General features: G+C 70.1%; 23 protein-coding genes and 1 pseudogene. 11 read left to right on the forward strand and 13 right to left on the reverse strand.

Translation table 11 applies throughout. The features are described 5' to 3' along the window. Positions 1-258: 258 nt before the first annotated feature. The 5 genes and pseudogenes from ribA to DEJ05_RS11180 form a co-directional block, all read right to left on the reverse strand. A pseudogene (gene ribA, locus DEJ05_RS11160) lies at positions 259-888 on the reverse strand (GTP cyclohydrolase II); the annotation flags it as partial. A gap of 29 nt (positions 889-917) precedes the next feature. After that, the gene (ribD, locus tag DEJ05_RS11165; protein ID WP_258376140.1) at positions 918-2,006 is read right to left on the reverse strand and encodes a bifunctional diaminohydroxyphosphoribosylaminopyrimidine deaminase/5-amino-6-(5-phosphoribosylamino)uracil reductase RibD; all 1,089 of its coding nucleotides are present in this window, start codon (positions 2,004-2,006) and stop codon (positions 918-920) included. A gap of 91 nt (positions 2,007-2,097) precedes the next feature. Continuing rightward, positions 2,098-2,652 (reverse strand): GNAT family N-acetyltransferase, encoded by a 555-nt coding sequence (locus tag DEJ05_RS11170; protein WP_181440709.1) that lies wholly within the window; start codon positions 2,650-2,652, stop codon positions 2,098-2,100. A 2-nt stretch (positions 2,653-2,654) separates the two neighbouring features. Continuing rightward, positions 2,655-3,665 carry a tryptophan--tRNA ligase gene (trpS, locus tag DEJ05_RS11175; RefSeq protein ID WP_111029433.1) on the reverse strand — a complete coding sequence of 337 codons (1,011 nt, stop codon included), beginning with the start codon at positions 3,663-3,665 and terminating at the stop codon, positions 2,655-2,657. A gap of 41 nt (positions 3,666-3,706) precedes the next feature. Further along, the gene (locus DEJ05_RS11180) at positions 3,707-4,549 is read right to left on the reverse strand and encodes an exodeoxyribonuclease III (RefSeq protein ID WP_071406392.1); all 843 of its coding nucleotides are present in this window, start codon (positions 4,547-4,549) and stop codon (positions 3,707-3,709) included. 52 nt (positions 4,550-4,601) lie between these two features. Between DEJ05_RS11180 and DEJ05_RS11185 the strand changes: the two genes are divergently transcribed. After that, complete coding sequence (locus DEJ05_RS11185) at positions 4,602-4,934, forward strand: hypothetical protein (RefSeq protein ID WP_111054456.1); 333 nt, start codon at positions 4,602-4,604, stop codon at positions 4,932-4,934. Between the two features lie 92 nt (positions 4,935-5,026). Here the strand turns inward: DEJ05_RS11185 and DEJ05_RS11190 are convergent, their stop codons facing one another. Together DEJ05_RS11190 and DEJ05_RS11195 are read right to left on the reverse strand one after the other, a co-directional pair. Then, the gene (locus DEJ05_RS11190) at positions 5,027-5,299 is read right to left on the reverse strand and encodes an HPr family phosphocarrier protein (protein ID WP_022905912.1); all 273 of its coding nucleotides are present in this window, start codon (positions 5,297-5,299) and stop codon (positions 5,027-5,029) included. A 69-nt stretch (positions 5,300-5,368) separates the two neighbouring features. After that, positions 5,369-6,139 (reverse strand): DeoR/GlpR family DNA-binding transcription regulator, encoded by a 771-nt coding sequence (locus DEJ05_RS11195; protein ID WP_071406394.1) that lies wholly within the window; start codon positions 6,137-6,139, stop codon positions 5,369-5,371. 251 nt (positions 6,140-6,390) lie between these two features. Here DEJ05_RS11195 and ptsP point away from each other — a divergent pair, with 251 nt between their 5' ends. From ptsP to DEJ05_RS18400, 8 genes are all read left to right on the forward strand, one after another. Beyond that, entirely contained in the window at positions 6,391-8,049 is a 1,659-nt protein-coding gene (ptsP, locus tag DEJ05_RS11200; RefSeq protein WP_111031946.1) for a phosphoenolpyruvate--protein phosphotransferase, read from the forward strand. A 69-nt stretch (positions 8,050-8,118) separates the two neighbouring features. After that, entirely contained in the window at positions 8,119-9,693 is a 1,575-nt protein-coding gene (locus DEJ05_RS11205; protein ID WP_111110439.1) for a PTS mannitol transporter subunit IICB, read from the forward strand. A gap of 88 nt (positions 9,694-9,781) precedes the next feature. Next, the gene (locus DEJ05_RS11210; RefSeq protein ID WP_071244331.1) at positions 9,782-10,219 is read left to right on the forward strand and encodes a PTS sugar transporter subunit IIA; all 438 of its coding nucleotides are present in this window, start codon (positions 9,782-9,784) and stop codon (positions 10,217-10,219) included. Further along, positions 10,216-11,373, forward strand: a complete 1,158-nt coding sequence (locus DEJ05_RS11215) for a mannitol-1-phosphate 5-dehydrogenase (protein ID WP_111110440.1) — start codon at positions 10,216-10,218, stop codon at positions 11,371-11,373. The genes DEJ05_RS11210 and DEJ05_RS11215 overlap by 4 nt, the downstream gene beginning before the upstream one ends. Before the next feature lie 113 nt (positions 11,374-11,486). Beyond that, complete coding sequence (locus DEJ05_RS11220) at positions 11,487-12,419, forward strand: NADP-dependent oxidoreductase (RefSeq protein WP_111093357.1); 933 nt, start codon at positions 11,487-11,489, stop codon at positions 12,417-12,419. Positions 12,420-12,521: 102 nt separating this feature from the next. Beyond that, positions 12,522-13,058 (forward strand): DUF805 domain-containing protein, encoded by a 537-nt coding sequence (locus DEJ05_RS11225; RefSeq protein WP_111110441.1) that lies wholly within the window; start codon positions 12,522-12,524, stop codon positions 13,056-13,058. 82 nt (positions 13,059-13,140) lie between these two features. Then, the gene (locus DEJ05_RS11230) at positions 13,141-13,707 is read left to right on the forward strand and encodes a DUF805 domain-containing protein (RefSeq protein WP_111095367.1); all 567 of its coding nucleotides are present in this window, start codon (positions 13,141-13,143) and stop codon (positions 13,705-13,707) included. Next, positions 13,704-14,462: a DUF805 domain-containing protein gene (locus tag DEJ05_RS18400; RefSeq protein WP_181433027.1), complete on the forward strand. Its 759-nt coding sequence runs from the start codon at positions 13,704-13,706 to the stop codon at positions 14,460-14,462. The genes DEJ05_RS11230 and DEJ05_RS18400 overlap by 4 nt, the downstream gene beginning before the upstream one ends. 67 nt (positions 14,463-14,529) lie before the next feature. On the opposite strand, the gene DEJ05_RS11240 is transcribed toward DEJ05_RS18400, so the two are convergent. The 6 genes from DEJ05_RS11240 to DEJ05_RS11265 all read right to left on the reverse strand — a co-directional run bounded on the left by DEJ05_RS11240 (position 14,530) and on the right by DEJ05_RS11265 (position 20,062). Then, on the reverse strand, positions 14,530-15,171 hold the full coding sequence (locus DEJ05_RS11240) for a TNT domain-containing protein (protein WP_071244287.1): 642 nt from the start codon (positions 15,169-15,171) through the stop codon (positions 14,530-14,532). A gap of 51 nt (positions 15,172-15,222) precedes the next feature. Then, positions 15,223-15,996: a succinate dehydrogenase iron-sulfur subunit gene (locus DEJ05_RS11245; RefSeq protein WP_017888736.1), complete on the reverse strand. Its 774-nt coding sequence runs from the start codon at positions 15,994-15,996 to the stop codon at positions 15,223-15,225. 1 nt (position 15,997) lies between these two features. Then, positions 15,998-17,791, reverse strand: a complete 1,794-nt coding sequence (gene sdhA, locus DEJ05_RS11250) for a succinate dehydrogenase flavoprotein subunit (protein WP_027466445.1) — start codon at positions 17,789-17,791, stop codon at positions 15,998-16,000. A gap of 49 nt (positions 17,792-17,840) precedes the next feature. Continuing rightward, positions 17,841-18,287, reverse strand: coding sequence for a succinate dehydrogenase, hydrophobic membrane anchor protein (gene sdhD / locus DEJ05_RS11255; RefSeq protein ID WP_111029440.1), 447 nt, complete (start codon positions 18,285-18,287; stop codon positions 17,841-17,843). 11 nt (positions 18,288-18,298) lie between these two features. Further along, positions 18,299-18,748, reverse strand: a complete 450-nt coding sequence (gene sdhC / locus DEJ05_RS11260; RefSeq protein WP_017888739.1) for a succinate dehydrogenase, cytochrome b556 subunit — start codon at positions 18,746-18,748, stop codon at positions 18,299-18,301. A 78-nt stretch (positions 18,749-18,826) separates the two neighbouring features. Continuing rightward, complete coding sequence (locus tag DEJ05_RS11265; protein WP_228513213.1) at positions 18,827-20,062, reverse strand: glycosyltransferase family 1 protein; 1,236 nt, start codon at positions 20,060-20,062, stop codon at positions 18,827-18,829. Positions 20,063-20,228: 166 nt separating this feature from the next. Between DEJ05_RS11265 and DEJ05_RS11270 the strand changes: the two genes are divergently transcribed. After that, complete coding sequence (locus tag DEJ05_RS11270) at positions 20,229-21,344, forward strand: mannose-1-phosphate guanylyltransferase (RefSeq protein ID WP_027466449.1); 1,116 nt, start codon at positions 20,229-20,231, stop codon at positions 21,342-21,344. 198 nt (positions 21,345-21,542) lie between these two features. Further along, positions 21,543-22,607, forward strand: a complete 1,065-nt coding sequence (locus DEJ05_RS11275; RefSeq protein ID WP_027466452.1) for a BMP family protein — start codon at positions 21,543-21,545, stop codon at positions 22,605-22,607. Positions 22,608-22,686 lie beyond the last annotated feature (79 nt).

The following is a 22,686-nucleotide window of genomic DNA, read 5'->3' on the forward strand; positions in this document are numbered from 1 at the left end:
TAAGAGACAGGGGTTGCGGGTGCCGGGGCGGCGGTCATGACAGGGCGGGGTCTTCCGTGCTGCGTGCTCCCGGCGGAGAGCACGAGGATCCGAAACGGCGGACACCGATCGGTTCGCGCGGGGTGGCGCGGGCACCGATCGGGTGCGTTCGGTTGAGGGGGGACCGCTTGTGACGGAAGCCCGATCATACGACAGATGTCGTCTGCCTGCGAATCAGCCCAGAGTCAGCTGGCCGCAGCGTCCGTCGCCCGTTCGTGCTCAGGCGCCCGCGCCGGCACCCGCTTCGAGGTGCTCGGGCAGCTGGTGGCCCATCCGGTCGCGCTTGGTGTCGAGGTACCCGGCGTTCTGCGCCGAGATGCCGACGACGAGCGGCACGAGGGAGTCGACGGTGATGCCGTGCTCCTCGAGCTGGCGGCGCTTCTCGGGGTTGTTCGACAGCAGCCGGACCCGGGTGATGCCGAGGTCGGCGAGGATGCCCGCGGCGCCGCCGTAGGCACGGGAGTCGGCGGGCAGGCCGAGCGCGAGGTTGGCGTCGAGGGTGTCGAGACCGTCCTCCTGCAGGCGGTAGGCCTTGAGCTTGTTGATGAGGCCGATGCCGCGGCCCTCCTGCCCGCGCAGGTAGATGACCACGCCGCCCTCGGCCGCGATCGTGTCGAGCGCGGCGTCGAGCTGGGGGCCGCACTCGCACTTCAGCGAGCCGAAGGCCTCACCGGTCAGGCACTCGGAGTGCACCCGGACGAGTGCGCCGTCGGTGGGCATCGAGCCGTCCGGCAGGGTGCCGATGATCGCGACGTGCTCCGCGCTCGTCACGAGGTCGCGGTAGGCGCGCATCTGGAAGGTGCCGTGGGTGGTCGGCACGTTCGTCGACACCTCGAACTTGACCGGGCTCCCCGGCGTGGGGGAGGTCAGCGCATCGGTCATGGGGTGCTCCGGTCGTTCGTGGGCCCGTCGTTCCCGAGCCCGGGTGTCGCGTCGTGCTGCTGCTGGCGGTCGTGCTGGTGCTGGTTCTGGTGCTGCGGATGCTGCGGTCGGGCTCGGACCAGCAGGTCGGGGCCGAGGCTGGTGGTCGATAGTACGTCCAACCGCCGACGGTCGGAGATGCTTCCCACCCCCAGGTCGTCGAGGGCGACCCGGGGGCCGCCGAGCAGCACCGGGGCGATGTACACCAGGTACTCGTCGACGAGTCCGGCGGCGATGAGCGCCGAGGCGACCGTGGGGCCACCCTCGACGAACACCGAGTGCACCCCGTGCCCGCGCAGGGCACCGAGCGAGGTGGCCAGGTCGTGTCCGGGCAGGGTGACGAGCCCCCGCGGGTGCCGACGGACCGCGGCGTCGGCCGGTACCGGGCGGTCGCCGAGCACCACGGCGAGGGGCTGGTCGGCGAGCAGTTCGCCGGCATCCCCGCGCGCGGTCAGGCTCGGGTCGTCGGCCAGGACGGTGCCGGTGCCGACGAGGATCGCGTCGTGGGCGGCGCGCTGTTCGTGCACGTGCTGGCGCGCGGCGGCGCCGGTGATCCACTTGCTCGTGCCGTCGGCAGCGGCGGCGCGCCCGTCCAGGCTGGACGCCCACTTCACGGTGACCCACGGTCGGCCGAGACGGACCGAGAGCAGCCAGCGTTCGAGGAACGCCTCGGCCTGGTCGGCCAGGACGCCGGAGACGACCTGGACCCCGGCGGCACGGAGACGGTCGGCGCCGCCGTGCACGTCGGCTCCGGGGTCGTCGATCGCGTACACGACCCGGGCGATCCCGGCGTCGAGCAGGGCCACGGCGCACGGCCCCGTGCGGCCGACGTGGTTGCAGGGTTCGAGGGTGACGACCGCCGTCGCGCCGCGCAGCAGTGCCGGGTCGACCTTGGCCATCGCGTCGACCTCGGCGTGCGGGGTGCCGGCGCCCTTGTGCCATCCCTCGGCGAGGACCTCGCCGGTGGGGGAGAGGATCACGGCGCCGACGCGGGCGTGGTCGCCGACGACGGGCCCGAGGTCCGCGAGTTCGAGCCCGCGGCGCATCGCCCGGACCTCGGTGGGTCGTGCCGTGTCGCTCACGGGCCGAGCCTACCGGCGGTGGTTGGGTGACACGTCACCACGGTTGTGAGCGCGTTCAGGCGACGGGCCAGGGGAGCGCGGAGGCTGGGGTGCCGTCGGCGCGTCGCAGTGCTGTCCACGCCGCGGTCGGGCCGCCGTCCCGGTCCGGCACCCGTGCTGCGCCGAGGCCCGTGAACGAGAACCCGGCCGCACGGGCGACCGCTGCCGACGCTGCGTTGCCCTCGTAGCACTCCCAGTAGACGTCCGGCGCGTCCTGCTCGAACGCCCAGTCGACCACGAGCCGGACGGCGTCGTGCATGAGTCCGGCACCGCGCGCGGACGGTGCGAGCCAGAACCCGAGATCACGGCCGGCGGTGCGGTAGCTGATGATGCCCGCGAGCCACGTCGAACCGGCCGGTCGGATCGCCCACGTGTACTCGCGGTCCGATGCCCACCCCGGTCCGACCAGGGCGTCGACGAAGGTCCGGGCATCCTGCTCGCGGTACGGCGTCGGCACCGTCGTCCACCGGACGATCTCCGGGTCCTGGCAGGCCTCGGTGATCGCCGCGGTGTCGGTGCGGGTGGGCAGGTCGAGCCGGACCCGCGCCGACTCGAGCGTGACGGGCTGCACGGTCAGCCGCGCGACCGCGGGACGAACCCGATGCGGTCGTAGACGCGGGCCAGGGTCTCCTGCGCGATCGACTCGGCGCGGTCGGCGCCGACGGCGAGCAGCCGGTCGAGCTCCGCCGGGTCGTCGAGCAGTTCGAGCGTGCGGGCGCGGACCGGTTCGAGCTCGGCCACGACGGCGTCGGCGACCTCGCCCTTCAGGTCGCCGTAGCCCTTGCCGGCGAACGACTCTTCGAGCGCGGCGATCGAGGTGCCGGTGAACGCCGACAGGATCGACAGCAGGTTCGTCACACCGGGCTTCGTCTGGCGGTCGGCCCGGATCTCGCGCTCGGCGTCGGTGACGGCCGACTTGATCTTCTTCGCGGTGCGCTTCGGGTCGTCGAGCAGGCGGATGAGGCCGTTGTCCGACGCTGCGGACTTGCTCATCTTGCTGGTCGGGTCCTGCAGGTCGTAGATGCGCGCGGTCTCGGTCAGGATGCGTGCCTCGGGCGTGACGAAGGTGTCACCGAACCGCGAGTTGAAGCGTCCGGCCAGGTCGCGCGTGAGCTCCACGTGCTGGCGCTGGTCGTCCCCGACCGGCACGACCTTGGTGTCGTAGAGCAGGATGTCCGCGGCCATCAGGATCGGGTAGGTGAAGAGCCCGACCGACGCAGCCTCGGCACCCTGGCGTGCCGACTTGTCCTTGAACTGGGTCATCCGGCTCGCCTCGCCGAAGCCGGTCAGGGTGTTCAGCACCCAGGCGAGCTCGGCGTGCGCGGGGACGTGCGACTGCACGAACAGCGTCGCCTTGGACGGGTCGATGCCCGACGCGATGTACTGCGCAGCGGTGGCCCGGGTGTTCGCGCGGAGCTCGGCCGGGTCCTGCGGCGAGGTGATGGCATGCATGTCGACGACGCAGTAGATGGCGTCGTAGTCGTCGAGCAGGGTCCTCCACTGCATGAGCGCCCCGACGTAGTTGCCGAGGTGCAGCGATCCGGCGGACGGCTGGATGCCCGAGAAGATGCGGGTCTTGGTCATGGTGGTGCTCCGGTGCGTCAGGTGAAGCGAGAGAAGAGGGGTCAGAGTTCGTAGTCGACGACCACGGGGGCGTGGTCGGACCATCGCTGGTCGTAGGCCGCGGCGCGGTCGACCGTGTACTCCGTGACCTTGGCGGCCAGGTCGGGCGTCGCCATCTGGTAGTCGATGCGCCAGCCGGTGTCGTTGTCGAAGGCCTGCCCGCGCCACGACCACCACGTGTACGGGCCGTCGACGTCGCCGGCCTGGGCACGACCCACGTCGACCCATCCGAGGCCGGGGCCCGTGGAGCCGTCGGCGCCCTCGACCGGTTCGCCGTCGGCGCCGAAGAACCGCGAGAAGTAGGCGCGCTCGCGCGGCAGGAAGCCGGCTCGCTTGACGTTGCCCTTCCAGTTCTTGATGTCGCGCTCGTCGTGCCCGACGTTCAGGTCACCGACGACGACGGCGAGCGGGTTGTGCGCCCGGAGTGCCGGCAGCCGCTCGGTCATGGCGTCGAGGAACTTCCACTTCTCGTCCTGCTTCGGGGTGTCGACCTCGCCCGAGTGTACGTAGGTGGAGACGACGGTGACGGTCGTCCCGCCGATCTCGTAGTCGGCCTCGAGCCAGCGGCCGGCCGAGTCGAAGTCGTCCGGGCCGAGCGCGACGCGGTGGATCTGGGCGGAGTGTCGGGATGCGATCGCGACGCCGGCCCGGCCCTTCGCGGTCGCCGGGTCGTGCACGATGTCCCACTCGTCGCCGAGCAGCGCCGCCAGGTCGTCGCTCGACGCGCGCACCTCCTGCAGGGCCAGCACGTCGACGTCGCGGGTGGCGAGCCAGTCGCCCATGCCCTTGCGGAAGGCGGCGCGGACGCCGTTCACGTTGACGGATGCGAGGCGCAGGCGTGTCATGCAGAACACCTTATCGGCGGGTGCCGACAGCCCTCGGTCGTACGATCTGCCCATGACCGTCGTGATGACCGTCGGCGAGCTGCTCGCTGCGTTCCGACCCGTGGCAGCGCAGATGCTCCGTCCGGACGAGTTCCGCTCCGCCCGCTTCTGGGTGAGCCCGCACGGGGACTGGGAACTCGACCACGAGGAGGACGAACTCATCGACGGCTCGATGAGCGTCGTCTGGGAGATCGGGGGCGAGACCCAGGGGACGAGGAGCCTCGTCGAGGACGTCGACGACCTGCCCGGACTCCTCCAGGACCTCGCCGACGACCTGCAGGACTTCATCGCCGAGAGCTCCTTCGCCTGGGGCGAGCTGCGCGCGATCCCGCCCATCGCGCCGTAGCGGCGACCGGACGACGGACGGGAGGCACGGTGCCAGCTGGCACCGTGCCTCCCGTCCGTCTGGTGGTCGCGTGCAGGACGCGACCTGCGCGATCAGGCCGCGTCGTGGTCCGTCTTCAGGAACTCGACCAGGCTGTCCGCGGTGGTCTCGGCGTCGTCGCCCGAGACGGTGAGGGTGACCTCGTCGCCGTTCTCGATACCGAGCCCGAGCAGGGCGAGGATGCTGCCGGCGTTCCCGGACTTGTCGCCCTTGGCGATCGTGACCTGGTGCCCCGACGCCGTCACGGTCTGGACGAAGAGGGATGCGGGGCGAGCGTGCAGGCCGGATGCGCTGGCGACGGTCACGGTGCGGGTGGCTTCGGACATCGATGTACTCCTGTCGATGGGTGGTTGGCTCATGCTAGCGAGCACTGGGTGGGCGGGGACGGGGCACGGTCAGGGTCGGCCGGGCCAGAAGACCTCGGTGCCGGCGGCCTCGACCTCGCGGACCAGGTCGAGGTTGACGGCGGGGTCGGTGATGATCGTGTCGATCGCGGCGAGCGGGGCGACGCGACCGAACTCCTCGCGGCCGAACTTGGTGTGGTCGGCGAGCAGGATGCTCCGTCGTGCGGACTTGATCATCGCGCTCTTCACGGCGGCCTCGGCCATGTTGTGGGTCGTCAGGCCTCGCTCCGGCGTGATGCCGTTGATGCTGATGAAGGCGACGTCGACGCTGACCATGCCGATGAGCTGGTGCGTCCAGGTGCCGACGCCGGCCAGGGAGTCGCTGCGGATGTTGCCGCCGAGCAGGTGCAGGTCGATGCCCGGGCGGTTCGCGACGGCGGTCGCGACGGGGAGCGAGTGCGTGACGACGGTCAGCCCGCGGTCGGTCGGCAGCAGCTCGGCCAGGCAGATGGTCGAGGTGCCGGCGTCGATCATGATCGAGCCGTTCTCGGGCAGTTCCGCCAGGGCGGCCTCGGCGATGACCATCTTCTCGGTCTGGTTGATGCCGCCGCGGTCCCCGACGCCGGGGTGCAGGGTGATGCGCTCGACAGGGATCGCGCCGCCGTGCGCGCGACGGACGAGACCGCGGCGTTCCAGGCTCGTCAGGTCGCGGCGGATGGTCTCGGGCGTGACGGCGAGCGACTCGGCCAGGTCCTTGACGTCCACCCGGCCCTGCGCGCGCGCCTGCTCGACGATGCGCTGGTGGCGTTCTGGTGCGTACATCGGACCTCGTCGTCTCGGGTCGGAACGGAACGGACATGCTCGGGCACGACATCGGCGATGTCGTCCCGTGCGTTCGATCCGCCAGACGCAAACGGGCATCTGTTTCTGCATTTTTATCCCCGGATGTGTTTGTTTGTCAACGCGAAGCGGGGTAGTGTGCTGATCAGCCGCACGGGCGTGGTCTCTTCCCGTGTCGTGTGCACCGAACGATCCACCCCACCGCAAGCGCGTGTGAGATGAAGGAGTCTCGAATGTCCGAACTGCTCGGCACCGGCGTCGGCCGTGGCGTTGCCCACGGCCCCGTGCTCCGGATGGCTGACCCGCTCGGCGAACCGTCGAAGGACGCCCTGGTGGGCTCGGCGGACGACGCGAAGCAGGCCGTGCACGACGCACTGGCCGCCGTGGCGGACGACCTCAACAAGCGCGGACAGCTCGCCGGTGGCGACGCCCAGGCCGTGCTCGAGGCCCAGGCGCTGATGGCGCAGGACCCGACGCTCCTCGACGACGTGCACACCCGCATCGACGGTGGCACCAACGCCGAGCGTGCCGTGTACGAGGCGTTCGCCCAGTTCCGCGACCTGCTCGTCGGCATGGGCGGCTACATGGGGGAGCGCGCGGCCGACCTCGACGACGTCGCCCAGCGCATCATCGCCAAGCTCCGCGGCGTGCACGCCCCCGGCGTCCCCGAGTCGGACACCCCCTTCGTCCTCGTCGCCCGCGACCTCGCCCCGGCGGACACCGCGCTGCTCGACCTCGAGAAGGTCCTGGCGCTCGTCACCCGTGACGGCGGCCCGACCTCGCACACCGCGATCCTCGCCCGCGCCAAGGGCATCACCGCCATCGTCGGCGTGACCGGTGCCGACGACCTGACCGACGGTCAGTCCGTCGTCGTGGACGCCATCGCCGGCACGGTCGTCACCGACCCCGACGCCGCACTGGTCGCGGACGTCGAGCGCCGCATCGCCGACCGTCTCGCCGCCGCAGCGGCACCGCTCACCGCCGGTGCCCTCGCCGACGGTCACGTCGTGCCCCTGCTCGCGAACCTCGGCAGCCCCGCCGACGCCGCCGGCGCCGTTGCTCTCGGTGCGGAGGGCGTGGGGCTCTTCCGCACCGAGTTCCTCTTCCTCGACTCGCCGAAGGCCCCCACGGTCGACGAGCAGACCGAGTCGTACCGCCAGCTCCTCGCGGCGTTCCCCGGCAAGAAGGTCGTCGTGCGCGCGCTCGACGCCGGCGCCGACAAGCCCCTGCCGTTCCTCACCGACAAGGACGAGGAGAACCCGGCCCTCGGGCGCCGCGGTCTCCGTGCACTGCGGAACCACCCCGAGGTCCTGCGCGACCAGCTCACCGCGCTCGCCCAGGCCGACGCCGCGACCGAGGCCGACCTGTGGGTCATGGCCCCGATGGTCGCCGACGCCGAGGAGACCGAGTACTTCGTCACCCTGGCCCGCGAGCTCGGCATCCGCACCGCGGGTGTCATGGCCGAGGTGCCGTCGCTCGCGCTGATGGCCGAGCAGGTGTTCCAGAACGCCGACTTCGTGTCGATCGGCACGAACGACCTGACCCAGTACACGATGGCCGCCGACCGCATGCTCGGCACCGTCGCGTCCTACCAGGACCCGTGGCACCCCGCCGTCCTGCGCCTCGTCGCGCAGCTCGGCACCGCCGGCGCCACCGCCGGCAAGGCCGTCGGTATCTGCGGCGAGGCAGCAGCCGACCCGCTGCTCGCCGTCGTCCTGGTCGGTCTCGGCGCCACGACCCTCTCCATGACCCCCGCGGCCCTGGCCGACGTGCGCGCCGAACTCGGTCGCTACACGCTCGAACAGGCCCGCGAGATGGCGACGGCGGCACTCGCCGCGAGCACGGCGGCGGCCGCGAAGTCCGCTGCCGCGTCCGCGGTGCACGCCGCCTGACCCACCACCCCCCAGCACCACCCCTCCCAGCACCACGCAGCAGCTCCACCACACAGAAAGTCACCGCACATGACAACGTCGTCCGTTGCAGCGCCCGACGCACCCGCGAAGTCGCGGGGCGGCGCACGCGTCGCCGTTCAGAAGTTCGGCACGTTCCTCTCCGGCATGGTCATGCCCAACATCGCGATCTTCATCGCGTGGGGCATCATCACGGCCTTCTTCATCGAGACCGGGTGGACGCCCGTCGGCATCCTCGGCGGGTTCGGTGAGACGAACGGCATCGCCAACGTCGGCGTCGTCGGCCCGATCCTGACCTACCTGATCCCGCTCGCGATCGCCATCCAGGGTGGTCGCATGGTCTACGAGACCCGCGGCGCCGTCGTCGGCTCGATCATGACCATGGGTGTCATCCTCGGGGCCAACGCGGGCGAGAAGAACCCCACCACGATGATCCTCGGCGCGATGATCTGTGGTCCGCTCGGTGCCTACCTGATCAAGCAGATCGACCGGATCTGGGACGGCAAGATCAAGCCTGGCTTCGAGATGCTCGTCAACAACTACGCGGCCGGCATCCTCGGTTTCGCGCTGGCGATGGCTGGTTTCTTCCTCCTCGCTCCGGTCTTCAAGGCCGTCGCGAACGGACTCGGCGCAGCTGTCGACTTCCTCGTGCAGCACTCGCTCCTGCCGATCGCCAGCGTCATCATCGAACCGGCCAAGGTGTTCTTCCTGAACAACGCCATCAACCACGGCGTGCTCGACCAGCTCGGGGCCGACCAGGTCAAGGAGTCGGGCAAGTCGATCCTGTTCCTGCTCGAGGCGAACCCCGGTCCGGGCCTCGGTCTGCTGCTGGCCTTCACGTTCTTCGGTGTCGGTATCGCCCGCTCGACCGCTCCCGGCGCGATCATCATCCAGTTCTTCGGTGGCATCCACGAGATCTACTTCCCGTTCGTGCTGCAGAAGCCCATCATGTTCATCGCCGTCATCCTCGGTGGTGCGACCGGTGTCGCCACCAACGTGGCTTTCAAGTCCGGGCTCGTCGCTCCGGCGTCGCCCGGTTCGATCATCGCTGTGCTCGGTGCCACAGCGAAGGACAGCTTCGTCGGGGTCATCCTCTCGGTTGTCCTCTCCGCCGCCGTCACCTTCGCGGTCGCGTCGTTCTTCCTCCTCGCCAGCCGCAAGCGTGACCTCGCCTCCGGCAACGGCGGTGACATGAGCGCCGCCATGGCGAAGCTCCAGGCGAACAAGGGCCGCGACGTCAACTCGGCGACCGCCGGCCTGCTCGGCAACAACTCCCCGGCCAACGAGGAAGAGGCCGAGGCCTCCCTCGGCGGCGTCGGCTCGGCGAGCACGGCGACGGCGACGAAGGTCCAGAACCTGGTCTTCGCCTGCGACGCCGGCATGGGCTCGAGTGCGATGGGCGCCAGCGTCCTGCGCAACAAGATCAAGAAGGCGGGCATCGAAGGGGTCACGGTCTCCAACAAGGCGATCGCGAACCTGTCCGGTGACGAGGACCTGATCATCACGCAGGAAGAATTGACGGACCGCGCGAAGCAGAAGAACCCGAACGCGCAGCACGTGTCGGTCGGCAACTTCATGAACGCTCCGCAGTACGACCAGGTCGTCGAGCAGCTGAAGAACCAGTAACGCCACAACCAGTAACGAAGTGCAGTATCGGAGGGGACGGGGCTGACCCGTCCCCTCCATCTCGTCCTCAACACAAGGAGAACCCCCGATGCCCGTCCTGCAGGAGAGCCAGATCCGCATCCACACCGAGGACACCGCGCCGACCAAGTCGGAAGCGATGAAGGAGGCGGCCGAGATCCTCGAGGCTGCGGGCGCGGTCACGGCCGACTACTACCCGGCCATGCTCGAGCGTGAGAAGAGCGTGTCCACCTACATGGGCAACTTCCTCGCCATCCCGCACGGCACCAACGACGCGAAGGACGCCATCAAGTCGTCTGCCCTGTCGTTCATCCGCTACGCCAGCCCGATCGACTGGGACGGCAACCCCGTGCGCTTCGTCGTCGGCATCGCCGGCGTGAACAACGAGCACCTCGACATCCTGTCGAAGATCGCGATCGTGTTCTCCGACGAGGACGAGGTCCAGAAGCTCACCGACGCGGCCGACACCGCTGCGATCCTCTCGATCCTCGGCGAGGTCAACGAGTGAGCACCAGCACCGCCGTCCACTTCGGCGCCGGCAACATCGGCCGTGGCTTCGTCGGGCTCCTGCTCCACGAGGCCGGGTACGAGGTCGTCTTCGCCGACGTCGCCGCACCGCTCATCGACGCCCTGGCCGCAGCCGACTCGTACACCGTGCACGAGGTCGGGGCAGGCGCCCAGGACCACGAGGTCACGAACTTCCGCGCACTGAACAGCGCGCAGGACGAGGACGGCGTGGTCGCCGAGATCGCGAAGGCCGCGATCGTCACGTGCGCCGTCGGCCCGAACGTCCTGAAGTTCATCGCCCCGGTCGTCGCCCGCGCGCTCGTCGCCCGTGACGCGGACGCCGCACCGATCGCCGTCATGGCGTGCGAGAACGCCCTCAACGCCACGGACCGCCTGCGCGAGTTCATCGTCGCGGCCCTGCCCGAGGACGGCCGCGACGCCGCCCTGGCCAAGGCCGTCTTCGCGAACACCGCCGTCGACCGCATCGTGCCCGCGCAGCCCGAGGGTGGCGGACTCGACGTCACCGTGGAGACCTACTTCGAGTGGGCCATCGACCGCACGCCGTTCGGTGGGAACGAGCCGGAGATCCCCGGCGCGCACTACGTCGACGGCCTCGCCGCGTCGATCGAGCGCAAGCTCTTCACCGTGAACACCGGGCACGCCACCGTCGCGTACCACGGCTTCGTCGCCGGGGCCGACAAGATCTCGGACGCCATCGCGATCCCCGCCGTGCGCTCCGAGCTCGAGTCCGTGCTCGCCGAGACGAGCGACCTGCTCATCCGCCGGCACGAGCTCGACCCCGAGGTGCACCGCGCGTACGTGCAGGCGATCATCGGCCGGTTCGAGAACCCGCACCTGCCCGACACGGTGACCCGCGTCGGCCGTCAGCCGCTCCGCAAGCTGTCGCGCGACGAGCGGTTCGTCTCGCCCGCCGCCGCGCTGGCCGAGGACGGCACCGAGCCGACCGCGCTCCTCGACGCGATGGCCGCGGCGCTCCGCTTCGACGTCGCGGACGACGAGCAGAGCGTCGAACTGCAGGCGCTGTTGGCGTCGGACGCGTCCGACGCGGACGTCGCCACGCAGATCACCGGTCTCACCGCGGAGCACCCGCTGCACGCCGCGTTCACCGAGCGGATCCGGTCCGCGCGCGCCTGATGACGTCCGCAAGGGCGGCTTGACGACGTCCGCACGGACGGACGGGAGGCCCGTCACCAGCTGGTGACGGGCCTCCCGTCCGTTCCGGGGTCGCGACGCGTACCGTCGCCCGCATGACGAAGCACTGGGTGGCCCCACGGTTCGGCGGCAGCGAAGTCCTGGAGTACGTCGAGGCGGAGGTGCCGGTACCCGGCCCCGGCGAGGTCACGATCGACGTCCGCGCCGCCGGCATGAACCCGGCCGACACCAAGCACACCCGCCAGGGCGACCCCGCTGACCTGCCGATCGCCGTCGGGTACGAGGTCGCCGGCGTCCTGTCCGCCGTCGGCCCCGACACCGAGATCTCGTCGGGTGGGGGAGCGGTCGGCGACGAGGTCCTCGCGTTCCGCGTCAGCGGCGGCTGGGCCGAGTCGGTCACGGTGCCTGCGGTCGACGTCTTCGCGAAGCCCGCTTCGCTCGGCTTCCCGGAGGCCGCCAACCTGCTCCTCGCCGGCTCGACCGCCGCCGACATGCTCCGTGTCACCCGCGCCGAGGGGCGCGACACCGTCCTGGTGCACGGCGCCTCGGGCGCGGTCGGCGTCAGCCTGCTCCAGCAGCTGCGGCTGCTCGGCACCCGCGTCATCGGCACCGCGTCGGAGCGTGGTGCGGACGTCGTGCGACGCTTCGGTGGCGAGTGGGTCGCGTACGGCGACGGCCTGGAGGCGCGTGTCCGTGATCTCGCTCCCTCCGGCATCGACGTGGCACTGGACTGCGTCGGCACCGACGAGGCCGTCGACGTCTCGCTCGCGTTGGTCGCGGACCGGTCACGGATCGTGACGATCGCCGCGCAGGCGCGGGCCGCATCGGACGGGATCGCCGCGGTGGGCGGCGCGCAGCCGGCGAGCAAGGCCTTCCGTGACTCGGTGCGGCAGCGGCTCATCGACCTCGCGGGTGCCGGACAGCTCGAGGTCCCGGTGGCGCGGACCTTCCCGCTGGCGGAGGCGAAGGCGGCGGCGGAGCTGCTGGAGTCCGGGCACCCCGGGGGCAAGCTCGCGCTCCTGCCCTGACAGCATCGTCGGACAGGAGTCGTTCCCGCGGATGACGCTCGCCGGCTCGGGGGAGTGCCACACTCTGTGTGGACCGACAGCCGCGCCGGAAGGAACCGACCGATGAGCGACCAGTACCCGCCCCGTGACCCGTACGGCCAGCAGCAGGGCCCGTACGGACAGCAACCGTGGGGGCAGCAGCCTCCGGGGCAGTACGGGCAGCCAGGTCCGGGTCGGCCGAATGGTGGGAGGTCCGAGCCGCCGCTCTGGGCACCCTGGTACGGCATCCCCTTCCCCCAGGCCTTCCGGCGGTTCTGGAAGAAGTACGTGCGCTTCGACGGTCGGGCCAGTCAGTCGGAGTACTGGTTCTGGGCGCTCTGGTACCTCATCGGTTCGGCTGCCGCCGGCATCATCGGCAGCGGGTTCGACGTGCTGCCGTTCGTCGACGACGGCTCAGACGGACTCGGCAGTCTCTGGAGCCTGGCCTGCGCACTCGGGTTCATCGCGTTGACCGTGCGACGGCTGCACGACGTCAACCTCAGTGGCTTGCTCGCCCTGTTGTTCATCATCCCGCCGATCGGCATCCTGTTCTCGTTGATCATCGGCCTGATGTCGTCGAACCCGCAGGGGCAGCAGTACGACCGTCCGATGCAGGGGTGACGCGCGGAACCGGTTCTGACCGCCGCTCAGGAGTTCTGGTTGACTCAGACGCGAACATCAGCCAACACTCGAGGGGGACCACGTGAGCGACCAGTACCCGCAGGATCCGAACAACCAGCCGAACGCCCAGTTCGGTGGCGCGCCGCAGTACGGCCAGCAGCCTCCGACCGGACCGAACGGTGAACCGCCGCTCTGGGCGCCGTGGTACGGGATCTCGTTCGGCAAGGCCGTCGGCCGCTTCTTCAAGAAGTACGCCACGTTCAGCGGTCGTGCCAGCCGGAGCGAGTTCTGGTGGTGGTACCTCGCCAACGCGATCGTCGGCATCGTCCTCGGCATCCTGTACGCCATCGGTTTCGCGACCTCCGAGCGCTCGACCGTGTCGATGTCGTCCTCGACGTCGACCAGCGTCCAATCCACCGTCACCGAGCCGTCCGCGCTCTTCGTCATCTCGGGCATCCTGTTCCTGCTCTGGGGACTCGCGATCATCATCCCGACGCTCGCCCTCGGCTGGCGCCGCCTGCACGACGCGAACCTCCCCGGTGCGCTGTGGATCATCGCGATCTTCGTCGGCATCGTCGGCATCGTGTTCGGCCTGCTGCCCTCGAACCCGCAGGGCGCGCGGTACGACCGCCCCGTCTCGAGCCGATGAGCAACGACGGGACGCCCCAGTGGGGCCAGCCCGGCGGCGATCAGCAGCAGGGACAGCCGGGGGCCGGCGCGCAGCCCGGCTACGGGCAGCAGCCGGGTTACGGGCAGCAGCCGGGTTACGGGCAGCAGCCTGGGTACGGGCAGCAGCCGGGCTACGGACAGCAGCCCGGCTACGGGCAGCAGCCTGGGTACGGACAGCAGCCCGGCTACGGACAGCAGCCGTACCAGCAGTACGCCCAGCCGTACGTCGGTGGGTACCCGCAGCTGGCGGAGCCGATACCGGTCGGCCCGGATGGCGTTCCGCCGCTGTGGGCCCCTTGGTACGGCATCGGGTTCCTCGACGCCTTCCTCCGGTTCTTCAAGAAGTACGCCCGCTTCGACGGCCGTGCCGGTCGCAGTGAGTACTGGTACTGGTTCCTGGCCAACGCCATCGTCACGATCGTGCTCTACGGGGGCTTCATCGCCCTGCTGATCGCCACCAGCCCGACCACCACCGTCGTGGACGACTACGGGTACTCGCGCGACGTGTCGGGGGCGCCTTCGCCGTTCGCCTTCGTGCTGCTCGGGCTCTTCGGACTGTGGTGGCTCGCCACCCTCGTGCCGAACCTGGCACTCGCGTGGCGCCGGCTTCACGACGCGAACCTGCCGGGCCCGCTCTGGCTCGTGTCGCTCATCGCGAGCCCCGCGGCAATCGTGTTCGGCTGCCTGCCGTCGAACCCGGCCGGTGCGCGGTACGACCGCCCCGACCTGCGGTAGCTCCACGAACGAGAACAGCCCGCCCCGCGCATCGAGCGCGGGGCGGGCTGTTCGTGTATCGGTGGGGTTAGACGACCCGGAGGCGGACGAGCGCGCCGTCGACCACCAGGTCACGCACGGTGGCCGACGGGTCGGCGATCTGGAAGCGCAGGGCGCCGCCCGGCTGCTCGAACCAGGGCTGGACGAAGCGGACGTTCACCAGGAACGGCCGGTCGACGACGTACCGGTGGGTCTCCGGCGAGGAGGTCACGTGCGGGGGCAGTGACCGGCTGGGCAGCGGGGTGTCGAGCGGGTGCAGCAGGTAGCCGTCCGGGCCACCGATGCGGTCGACGGGGACACCGGCCGGGATCTGGATGGTCAGCCCCTGCTCGCCGGCCTGCGCGACCTGCTGCGCGAGCTGCGGGTAGGTCGACGCCGCGCGGTCGCGGAGCCCCTCGAGCTCATGACGAGGGATGTCGCGCGGCTCCGGGAACGGACGGTTCAGGAAGCGGCGCAGCATCTCGACCGCGTCGTCCTCGCCCGTGGCCTGCGCGAGACGACGAGCCGTGCCGTAGTCGACCACCTCGAGCGCGTAGCCGGAGGCGTCGGTCTGGACGATGCGGAGCGCCCCCTCGACCGGCGGTTCGTGCAGGGTCTCGCCGGGGAGCTGCACGTACCGGGTCGTGTAGCCGAGCTGGTCGAGGATGGGGCGGGTGTCCGCGAACGTCATGGTCGGGAGCCTATCGGTCGACGTGGTGCTGGGCCTTGGACGGAGCCGGGACTACGCGCGGCCGCGCATGATCGCCTGCTTGACCTCGGAGATCGCCTTCGTCACCTGGATGCCACGGGGGCACGCGTCGGTGCAGTTGAAGGTCGTGCGGCAGCGCCAGACGCCTTCCTTGTCGTTGAGGATGTCGAGGCGGACGTTCGCGGCGTCGTCGCGGGAGTCGAAGATGAACCGGTGTGCGTTCACGATCGCGGCGGGGCCGAAGTACTGCCCGTCGGTCCAGAACACCGGGCAGGACGACGTGCACGCGGCGCAGAGGATGCACTTCGTGGTGTCGTCGAAGCGGGCGCGGTCGGCGACGGACTGCACACGCTCCTTGCCGGGCGTCGGGGCTGACGAGGACTGCAGGAACGGCTGCACCTCGCGGTAGCTCTGGAAGAAGGGCTCCATGTCGACGACGAGGTCCTTCTCGAGCGGCAGGCCCTTGATCGCCTCGACGTAGATCGGCTTCGAGACGTCGAGGTCCTTGATCAGGGTCTTGCACGCCAGGCGGTTGCGACCGTTGATGCGCATGGCGTCGGACCCGCAGACGCCGTGTGCGCACGAGCGGCGGAAGGTCAGGGACCCGTCCTGCTCCCACTTGATCTTGTGCAGGGCGTCGAGGATGCGGTCGGTCGGCAGCATCATGACGTCGAAGTCCTGCCAGCGCGGCTCGTCGTCGACGTCGGGGTCGAAGCGACGGACGATGACCGTGACGGAGAAGGATCCGGGAGGGGCGTCCTGCACGGTGTCGGTGCGGGGTGCCTCGGAGACCAGGGTGTCGGTCATCTCAGTACTTCCTCTCCATCGGCTGGTACCGCGTGATGACGACGGGCTTCCAGTCGAGCGTGATGTGGTCGTCGGCGAGTGACGAGTGCGGGTCGCCCGTCAGGTACGCCATGGTGTGCTGCATGTAGTTCTCGTCGTCGCGCTTCGGGTAGTCGTCGCGCATGTGGCCGCCGCGGCTCTCCTTGCGGTTGCGCGCGGAGTAGACGACGACCTCGGCCAGGTCGAGCAGGAACCCGAGTTCAACGGCCTCGAGCAGGTCGGTGTTGAACCGCTTGCCCTTGTCCTGCACGGAGACCTGCATGAAGCGGTTGCGGAGCGTGTGCAGCGTCTCGGTGACGCGGGCGAGCGACTCGTCCGTGCGGAACACCTGGGCGTTCTTGTCCATCTCCTCCTGCAGCTCCTTGCGGAGGGCAGAGACGCGCTCGGTGCCGGTCGAGGCACGGAGCTGGTCGAGCATGCCGCGGACGCCGGCCGCCGGGTCTTCCGGCAGGGGGAGGAACTCGGCGGTCTGGACCCACTCGGCGGCGTTGTTCCCCGAGCGCTTGCCGAAGACGTTGATGTCGAGCAGCGAGTTGGTGCCGAGGCGGTTGGAGCCGTGCACGGAGACGCAGGCGCACTCCCCGGCGGCGTACAGGCCGGGGACGACGGTGGTGTTGTCGTACAGGACCTCGGCCTTGACGTTCGTCGGGATCCCGCCCATCGCGTAGTGCGCGGTCGGCATGACGGGCACCGGCTCGACGACCGGGTCGACGCCGAGGTACGTGCGGGCGAACTCGGTGATGTCCGGCAGCTTCGTCTCGAGGACCTCGGCCCCCAGGTGCGTGCAGTCGAGCAGCACGTAGTCCTTGTTCGGTCCGGCACCCCGACCCTCCGCCACTTCCTGCACCATGCAGCGCGCGACAATGTCACGCGGTGCGAGGTCCTTGATGGTGGGGGCGTACCGCTCCATGAAGCGCTCGCCCGAGGCGTTCCGGAGGATCGCGCCCTCGCCACGGGCACCCTCGGTCAGCAGGATGCCGAGCCCGGCGAGCCCGGTCGGGTGGAACTGGAAGAACTCCATGTCCTCGAGCGGCAGGCCCTTGCGCCACACGATGCCGACGCCGTCGCCGGTCAGGGTGTGCGCGTTCGAGGTGGTCTTGTACATCTTGCCGAAGCCGCCGGTCGCGAAGATCATCGCCTTGGCGTGGAAGACGTGCAGTTCACCGGTCGCGAGCTCGAACGCGACGACGCCGGCCGGCTGCTGGCGGGTGACACCGTCGTCACCGACGACGTCGACCATGATGAGGTCGAGCGCGTAGAACTCGTTGTAGAACTCGACGCCGAGCTTCACGCAGTTCTGGAACAGCGTCTGCAGGATCATGTGCCCGGTGCGGTCGGCGGCGTAGCAGGCCCGGCGGACCGGGGACTTGCCGTGGTCGCGGGTGTGGCCACCGAAACGGCGCTGGTCGATCTTGCCCTCGGGCGTGCGGTTGAACGGCAGGCCCATGTTCTCGAGGTCGATGACGGCGTCGATCGCCTCTTTCGCGAGGATCTCGGCGGCGTCCTGGTCGACCAGGTAGTCGCCGCCCTTGATCGTGTCGAAGGTGTGCCACTCCCACGAGTCCTCTTCGACGTTCGCGAGGGCCGCGGCCATCCCGCCCTGCGCCGCACCGGTGTGCGACCGGGTGGGGTAGAGCTTCGAGATGACGGCCGTCTTCGCCTTCGGGCCGGCTTCGATCGCGGCTCGCATACCCGCGCCTCCGGCGCCGATGATGACGATGTCGAACTGGTGGTGGTGGACGGTGGTCTCGGTCACAGGGGTCTTTCCGTAGACGGTGGGAACGCGGGCAGCAACGGTGGTGGTGCTACTGCGCCGGGCAGAAGGACGGCAGGTCGGCGGCAGCGGCGCCGGCGGGGCACGGGTCGAAGGTCCAGCAGACGAGGAGCCCGAGGACGATCAGCACGACGCAGGCGGCCAGGATCGCGACGAGGAGCGTCTTCCGGATGCCCGGCTTCGACACGTAGTCGTTGACGATCGTGCGCATGCCGTTCGAGCCGTGGATGAGGGCGAGGACCAGCATGAGCGAGTCCCAGACCTTCCAGAAGGGGTTGGCCCACTTGCCGGCGACGAAGGCGAAGTCGATCTGCTTGACGCCCTCGCCGGCCACCATGTTGACGAAGAGGTGGCCGAAGATCAGCACGACGAGCAGCACGCCCGAGGCGCGCATGTAGACCCAGCCCCACTTCTCCCAGTTGGTGGTGCTGCGGGCGGCTGCGGCCGAGCGGGGAGGTTCGACGATCTGCGTGGTCATCTTCGTGCCCCTCAGTTGAAGTCCGCGACGAGGTTCATGAGCTGGCGGGGCAGGAAGCCCGCGATCGCCACCGCCCACAGGACCATGACGATCCAGAACATGGCCCGCTGGTACTTCGGGCCCTTCGACCAGAAGTCGATCAGGATGATCCGCAGGCCGTTGAAGGCGTGGAACACGATGGCCATGACCAGCGCGATCTCGCCGAGGTTCATGATCGGGGTCTTGTACGTGCCGATGACCGCGTTGTACGCCTCTGGGGAGAGCCGCACGAGCGCCGTGTCGAGGATGTGCACGAGCAGGAAGAAGTAGATCGCGACGCCGGTGATGCGGTGGAGGACCCACGACCACATCCCGATCGAACCGCGGTAGAGCGTGCCCTGTGGCGTCCGAGAAGCCCGCGGGGCTTCGATCGAGACGTCGGGCACCGCGGTCGCCGTACCCCCGCCGGTGTGCTCAGCCATGAGCTCGTCCTTCCATAGGACGGGCTCGCCCGATCGGCGAGCCCTTGCCGTTCGTGTTCGTGTGGAACACGACCCATCCTATGCGCGGGCGCTGACCTTCTCGTCCCGACCTGCCCGGAGGCCCCGTCCGACGGGCGGCGCGCCGATGGTGCGGGCCGTGTCGTGGTGGTCGAGGAGCTGGTCGCCGACGGCCTCCCAGGTCGTGCCCTCGACCCGGAGCCGACCGGCGGAACCCATCCGCTCCGCCAGCGCGCGGTCGTGGTGCAGCCGCAGGACCGCGTGCCGCAGGGCCTGCGGCGCATCGGCGTCGTAGAGCTCGCCGTCGAGCCCCGGGGCGACCAGGTCGAGCGGGCCGCCGGACGCCGGCGCGATCACGGGCAGGCCGGAGGCGTGGGCTTCTTGCAGGGTCTGCCCGAAGGTCTCGGCCGGACCGGTGTGCACGAACAGGTCGAGCGACGCGTACGCGTCGGCGAGTGCGTCGCCGCGCAGGGGGCCGGTGAAGGTGACGTCGAGGTGCCGGAGCCGCCGTTCGAGCATCGCCCGCGACGGACCCCCTCCGGCCACGACGACCCGGATGCCGGGGACGCCGCCGAGTTCGGCTAGCCGCTCGACCTCCTTCTCCGGGGCCAGGCGTCCGACGTACCCGACGATGGTCTCGCCGTTCGGGGCCAGGCGGCGTCGGAGTGCCCGCACGTGCCCGGTCGACCGGCGTGCGGGGTGGAACAGCTCGGTGTCGACGCCGCGACCCCAGCGGGCGACGCGGGGCACGCCTTCCTCTGCGAGCATCGCGGCCGTCGCGCTCGACGGGGCGAGCGTCAGCGAGGCGCCGGCGTGGATGCGTCCGAGGATCTTCCGCACCAACGGGACGGTCGCGGTCAGGCCGTTGCGGCGGGCGAACCCGGCCACGTCGGTCTGGAAGACGGCGACGGAGGGGATGCCGAGCCTCCCGGCTGCCGTGATCGCGCGCCCACCCAGCAGGAACGGGCTGGCGGCGTGGAGCACGTCGGCGCCGGAGGCGGCGAGGATCGTGTCGAGCACCGGGTGGGGGAGTGCCACCGGGAACTGGCGGTAGGCGACGGCGGGGATGCGGTGGACGTCGAAGGAGCGGTAGCGCTCGACGGCGCTGCGCGACCGGAACTGCGCCAGGCCGGGGGTGTCCGGGGCGATCACGACCGCGCGGTGACCCCGTCGTTCCAGGTGGTCGAGGACCGCCAGGACACTGGTGGTCACGCCGTTGAGGGTGGGCAGGAAGCTCTCGGTCACGACGGCGACGGTCCGGGGGGACGTGCCGCGCTCCACGCTGCGTGCGCTCATGGTGCTGCCCATGCTCCGGGCGTGACGTGACCCGGCGGGGCCGACGACGTGAACGGGACGCGCGCGCCGGGTGAACAACGCGACGGCCGACGCTGCGGGAGCCCGCATGCGGGAATCGTGCGGAGACCACCCAGGATCCGCCCGGTGGGACCGGTACGGTGAGCGCGTGGCTGACGCTCTCGAAGACTTCTACGCGATCATCCCCGCAGGGGGCATCGGATCGCGCCTGTGGCCGTTGTCGCGCGCGGACGCACCCAAGTTCCTGCACGACCTGACGGGATCCGGCACCTCGCTGCTGCGACAGACCTGGGACCGCCTGGCGCCGCTCGCCGGCGACCAGCGGATCATGGTCGTCACCGGCCGTGCGCACCGGGTCGCGGTGGAGTCGCAGCTGCCCGGCGTCGAGGACCACAACGTGGTGCTCGAGAGCGAACCGAAGGACTCCACGGCGGCCATCGGCCTGGCCGCGGCGATCCTGGTGCGCCGCGAGCCCGACGTCGTCATCGGCTCGTTCGCCGCCGACCACGTCATCGGCGACGCCCGCGGCTTCCGTCGTTCGGTGCGCGAGGCCGTCGCCGTCGCCCGCGCCGGCTACGTCACCACCATCGGCATCACCCCGACGGAACCCGCGATCGGCTTCGGCTACATCAACGCCGACACCGCCGGGCTCGACATCGAGGGTGCCCCGACCGCACACGCCGTCAAGTCGTTCGTCGAGAAGCCGGACCTCGACACCGCCCGCTCGTACGTCGAGCAGGGCAACTACCTCTGGAACGCTGGCATGTTCATCGCGCGCGCCGACGTGCTGCTCGCCGAGATCGGCCGGACGAAGCCCGAGCTGCTGGCGGGCATCAACGAACTCGCCGACGCCTGGGACACCTCGGCGCGCGGCGCCGTCGTCGACGCCGTGTGGCCGATGCTCGAGAAGATCGCGATCGACTACACGGTCGCCGAGCCCGCCGCCGCTGCCGGACGCATGGCGGTCGTCCCCGGTGACTTCGACTGGGACGACGTGGGCGACTTCGCCTCCCTCGCCAAGCTGCAGTCCGGCGGCCGGCCGAACAACCTCGCCGTGCTCGGGGACGGTGCCCGCATCCTGGCGGACTCGTCGAGCGGCATCGTGATCTCGCACAGCCAGCGGCTCATCTCGCTCATCGGCGTCGAGGACATCGTCGTCGTGGACACCCCGGACGCGCTGCTCGTCACCACCAGCGCGAACGCGCAGCGGGTCAAGGGCGTCGTGGATGCCCTGAAGATCAGCGGCCGCGGCGACGTCCTGTAGCGCTCCATCGACAAACCCCTCGAATTGGGGGTGAAGGAATGGCCCCGCGTTACGGGCGCGTTTCGGCGGGGTCGCGATCCCGTAACCGATCCGCAGGACCCCCGCAACGGGTCCTGTACCGACCCGACGGTCGTGTACTGTCGCCACGATCGCCCGGAACGCACGTGGTCCGGGCACGCTCCCCGGAGGAACCAACCCGTGACATCTCGTACCCGACAGGTCGTCCTCAGCGGCCTCGCGCTCGCCGGCACCGTCGCCGTCCTGGCCGGCTGCGCCTCGGCGCCGTCCACCACCGACTCGGCGAAGAAGACCGACTTCCGCCCCTGCATGGTCTCCGACGCCGGTGGGTTCGACGACAAGTCGTTCAACCAGCTCGGCTACGAGGGCATGAAGGACGCCGCCAAGGACCTCGGTGCCACCTACAAGGAGGCCGAGTCGAAGGACGCCACCGTCTACGACTCGAACATCGAGCAGCTCATCGGCCAGAACTGCAACCTCGTCGTGACCGTCGGCTTCAACCTGGCCGACGCCACCAAGAAGCAGGCCGCTGCGAACCCCGACACCGACTTCGCGATCATCGACGACAACTCGATCGACGCGAAGAACGTCAAGCCGATCACGTTCGACACCTCGCAGGCGGCGTTCCTCGCCGGCTACGCCGCGGCGTCCTACTCGAAGACCGGCGTCGTCGGCACCTTCGGTGGCATGCAGATCCCGACCGTCACCATCTTCATGGACGGCTTCGCGGACGGCGTGAAGTACTACAACGAGCAGAAGGACAAGGACGTCAAGGTCGTCGGCTGGAACGTCGACACCGGCAAGGGCTCCTTCACCGGTGGCTTCGAGGCCGGCACGCAGGCCAAGTCGGTCGCGCAGACGCTCCTCGACCAGGACGCCGACGTGATCCTGCCCGTCGGTGGCCCGATCTACCAGTCCGCTGCCGAGGCCATCAAGGACGCCGACAACGGCTCCGTCCTGATCGGTGCGGACAGCGACCTCTACGAGGCCGACCCCCGCTACAAGGACATCGCCTTCACCTCGGTCGAGAAGGGCATGCGCCCGGCCGTGAAGGACGTCGTCGAGCAGGCGGCTGACGACAAGTTCTCGAAGGACCCGTACGTGGGCACCCTCGAGAACGACGGCGTCGGCATCGCGCCGTTCCACGACTTCGAGTCCAAGGTCGACAAGGGCCTGCAGGGCGAGCTCGACGACGTGAAGGCCGGCATCATCGACGGCTCGATCAAGGTCAAGACCCAGTCCTGACCCGATGAACGCGGGCGGGGGAGCATCCCTCGCCCGCGTTCTCGTGCGCCCGGGTGGCGCACACCACATCGTGCGCCCG

It is taken from the genome of Curtobacterium sp. MCLR17_045, assembly GCF_003234405.1.
In the GTDB taxonomy this organism is placed as follows: Bacteria; Actinomycetota; Actinomycetes; order Actinomycetales; family Microbacteriaceae; genus Curtobacterium; species Curtobacterium flaccumfaciens.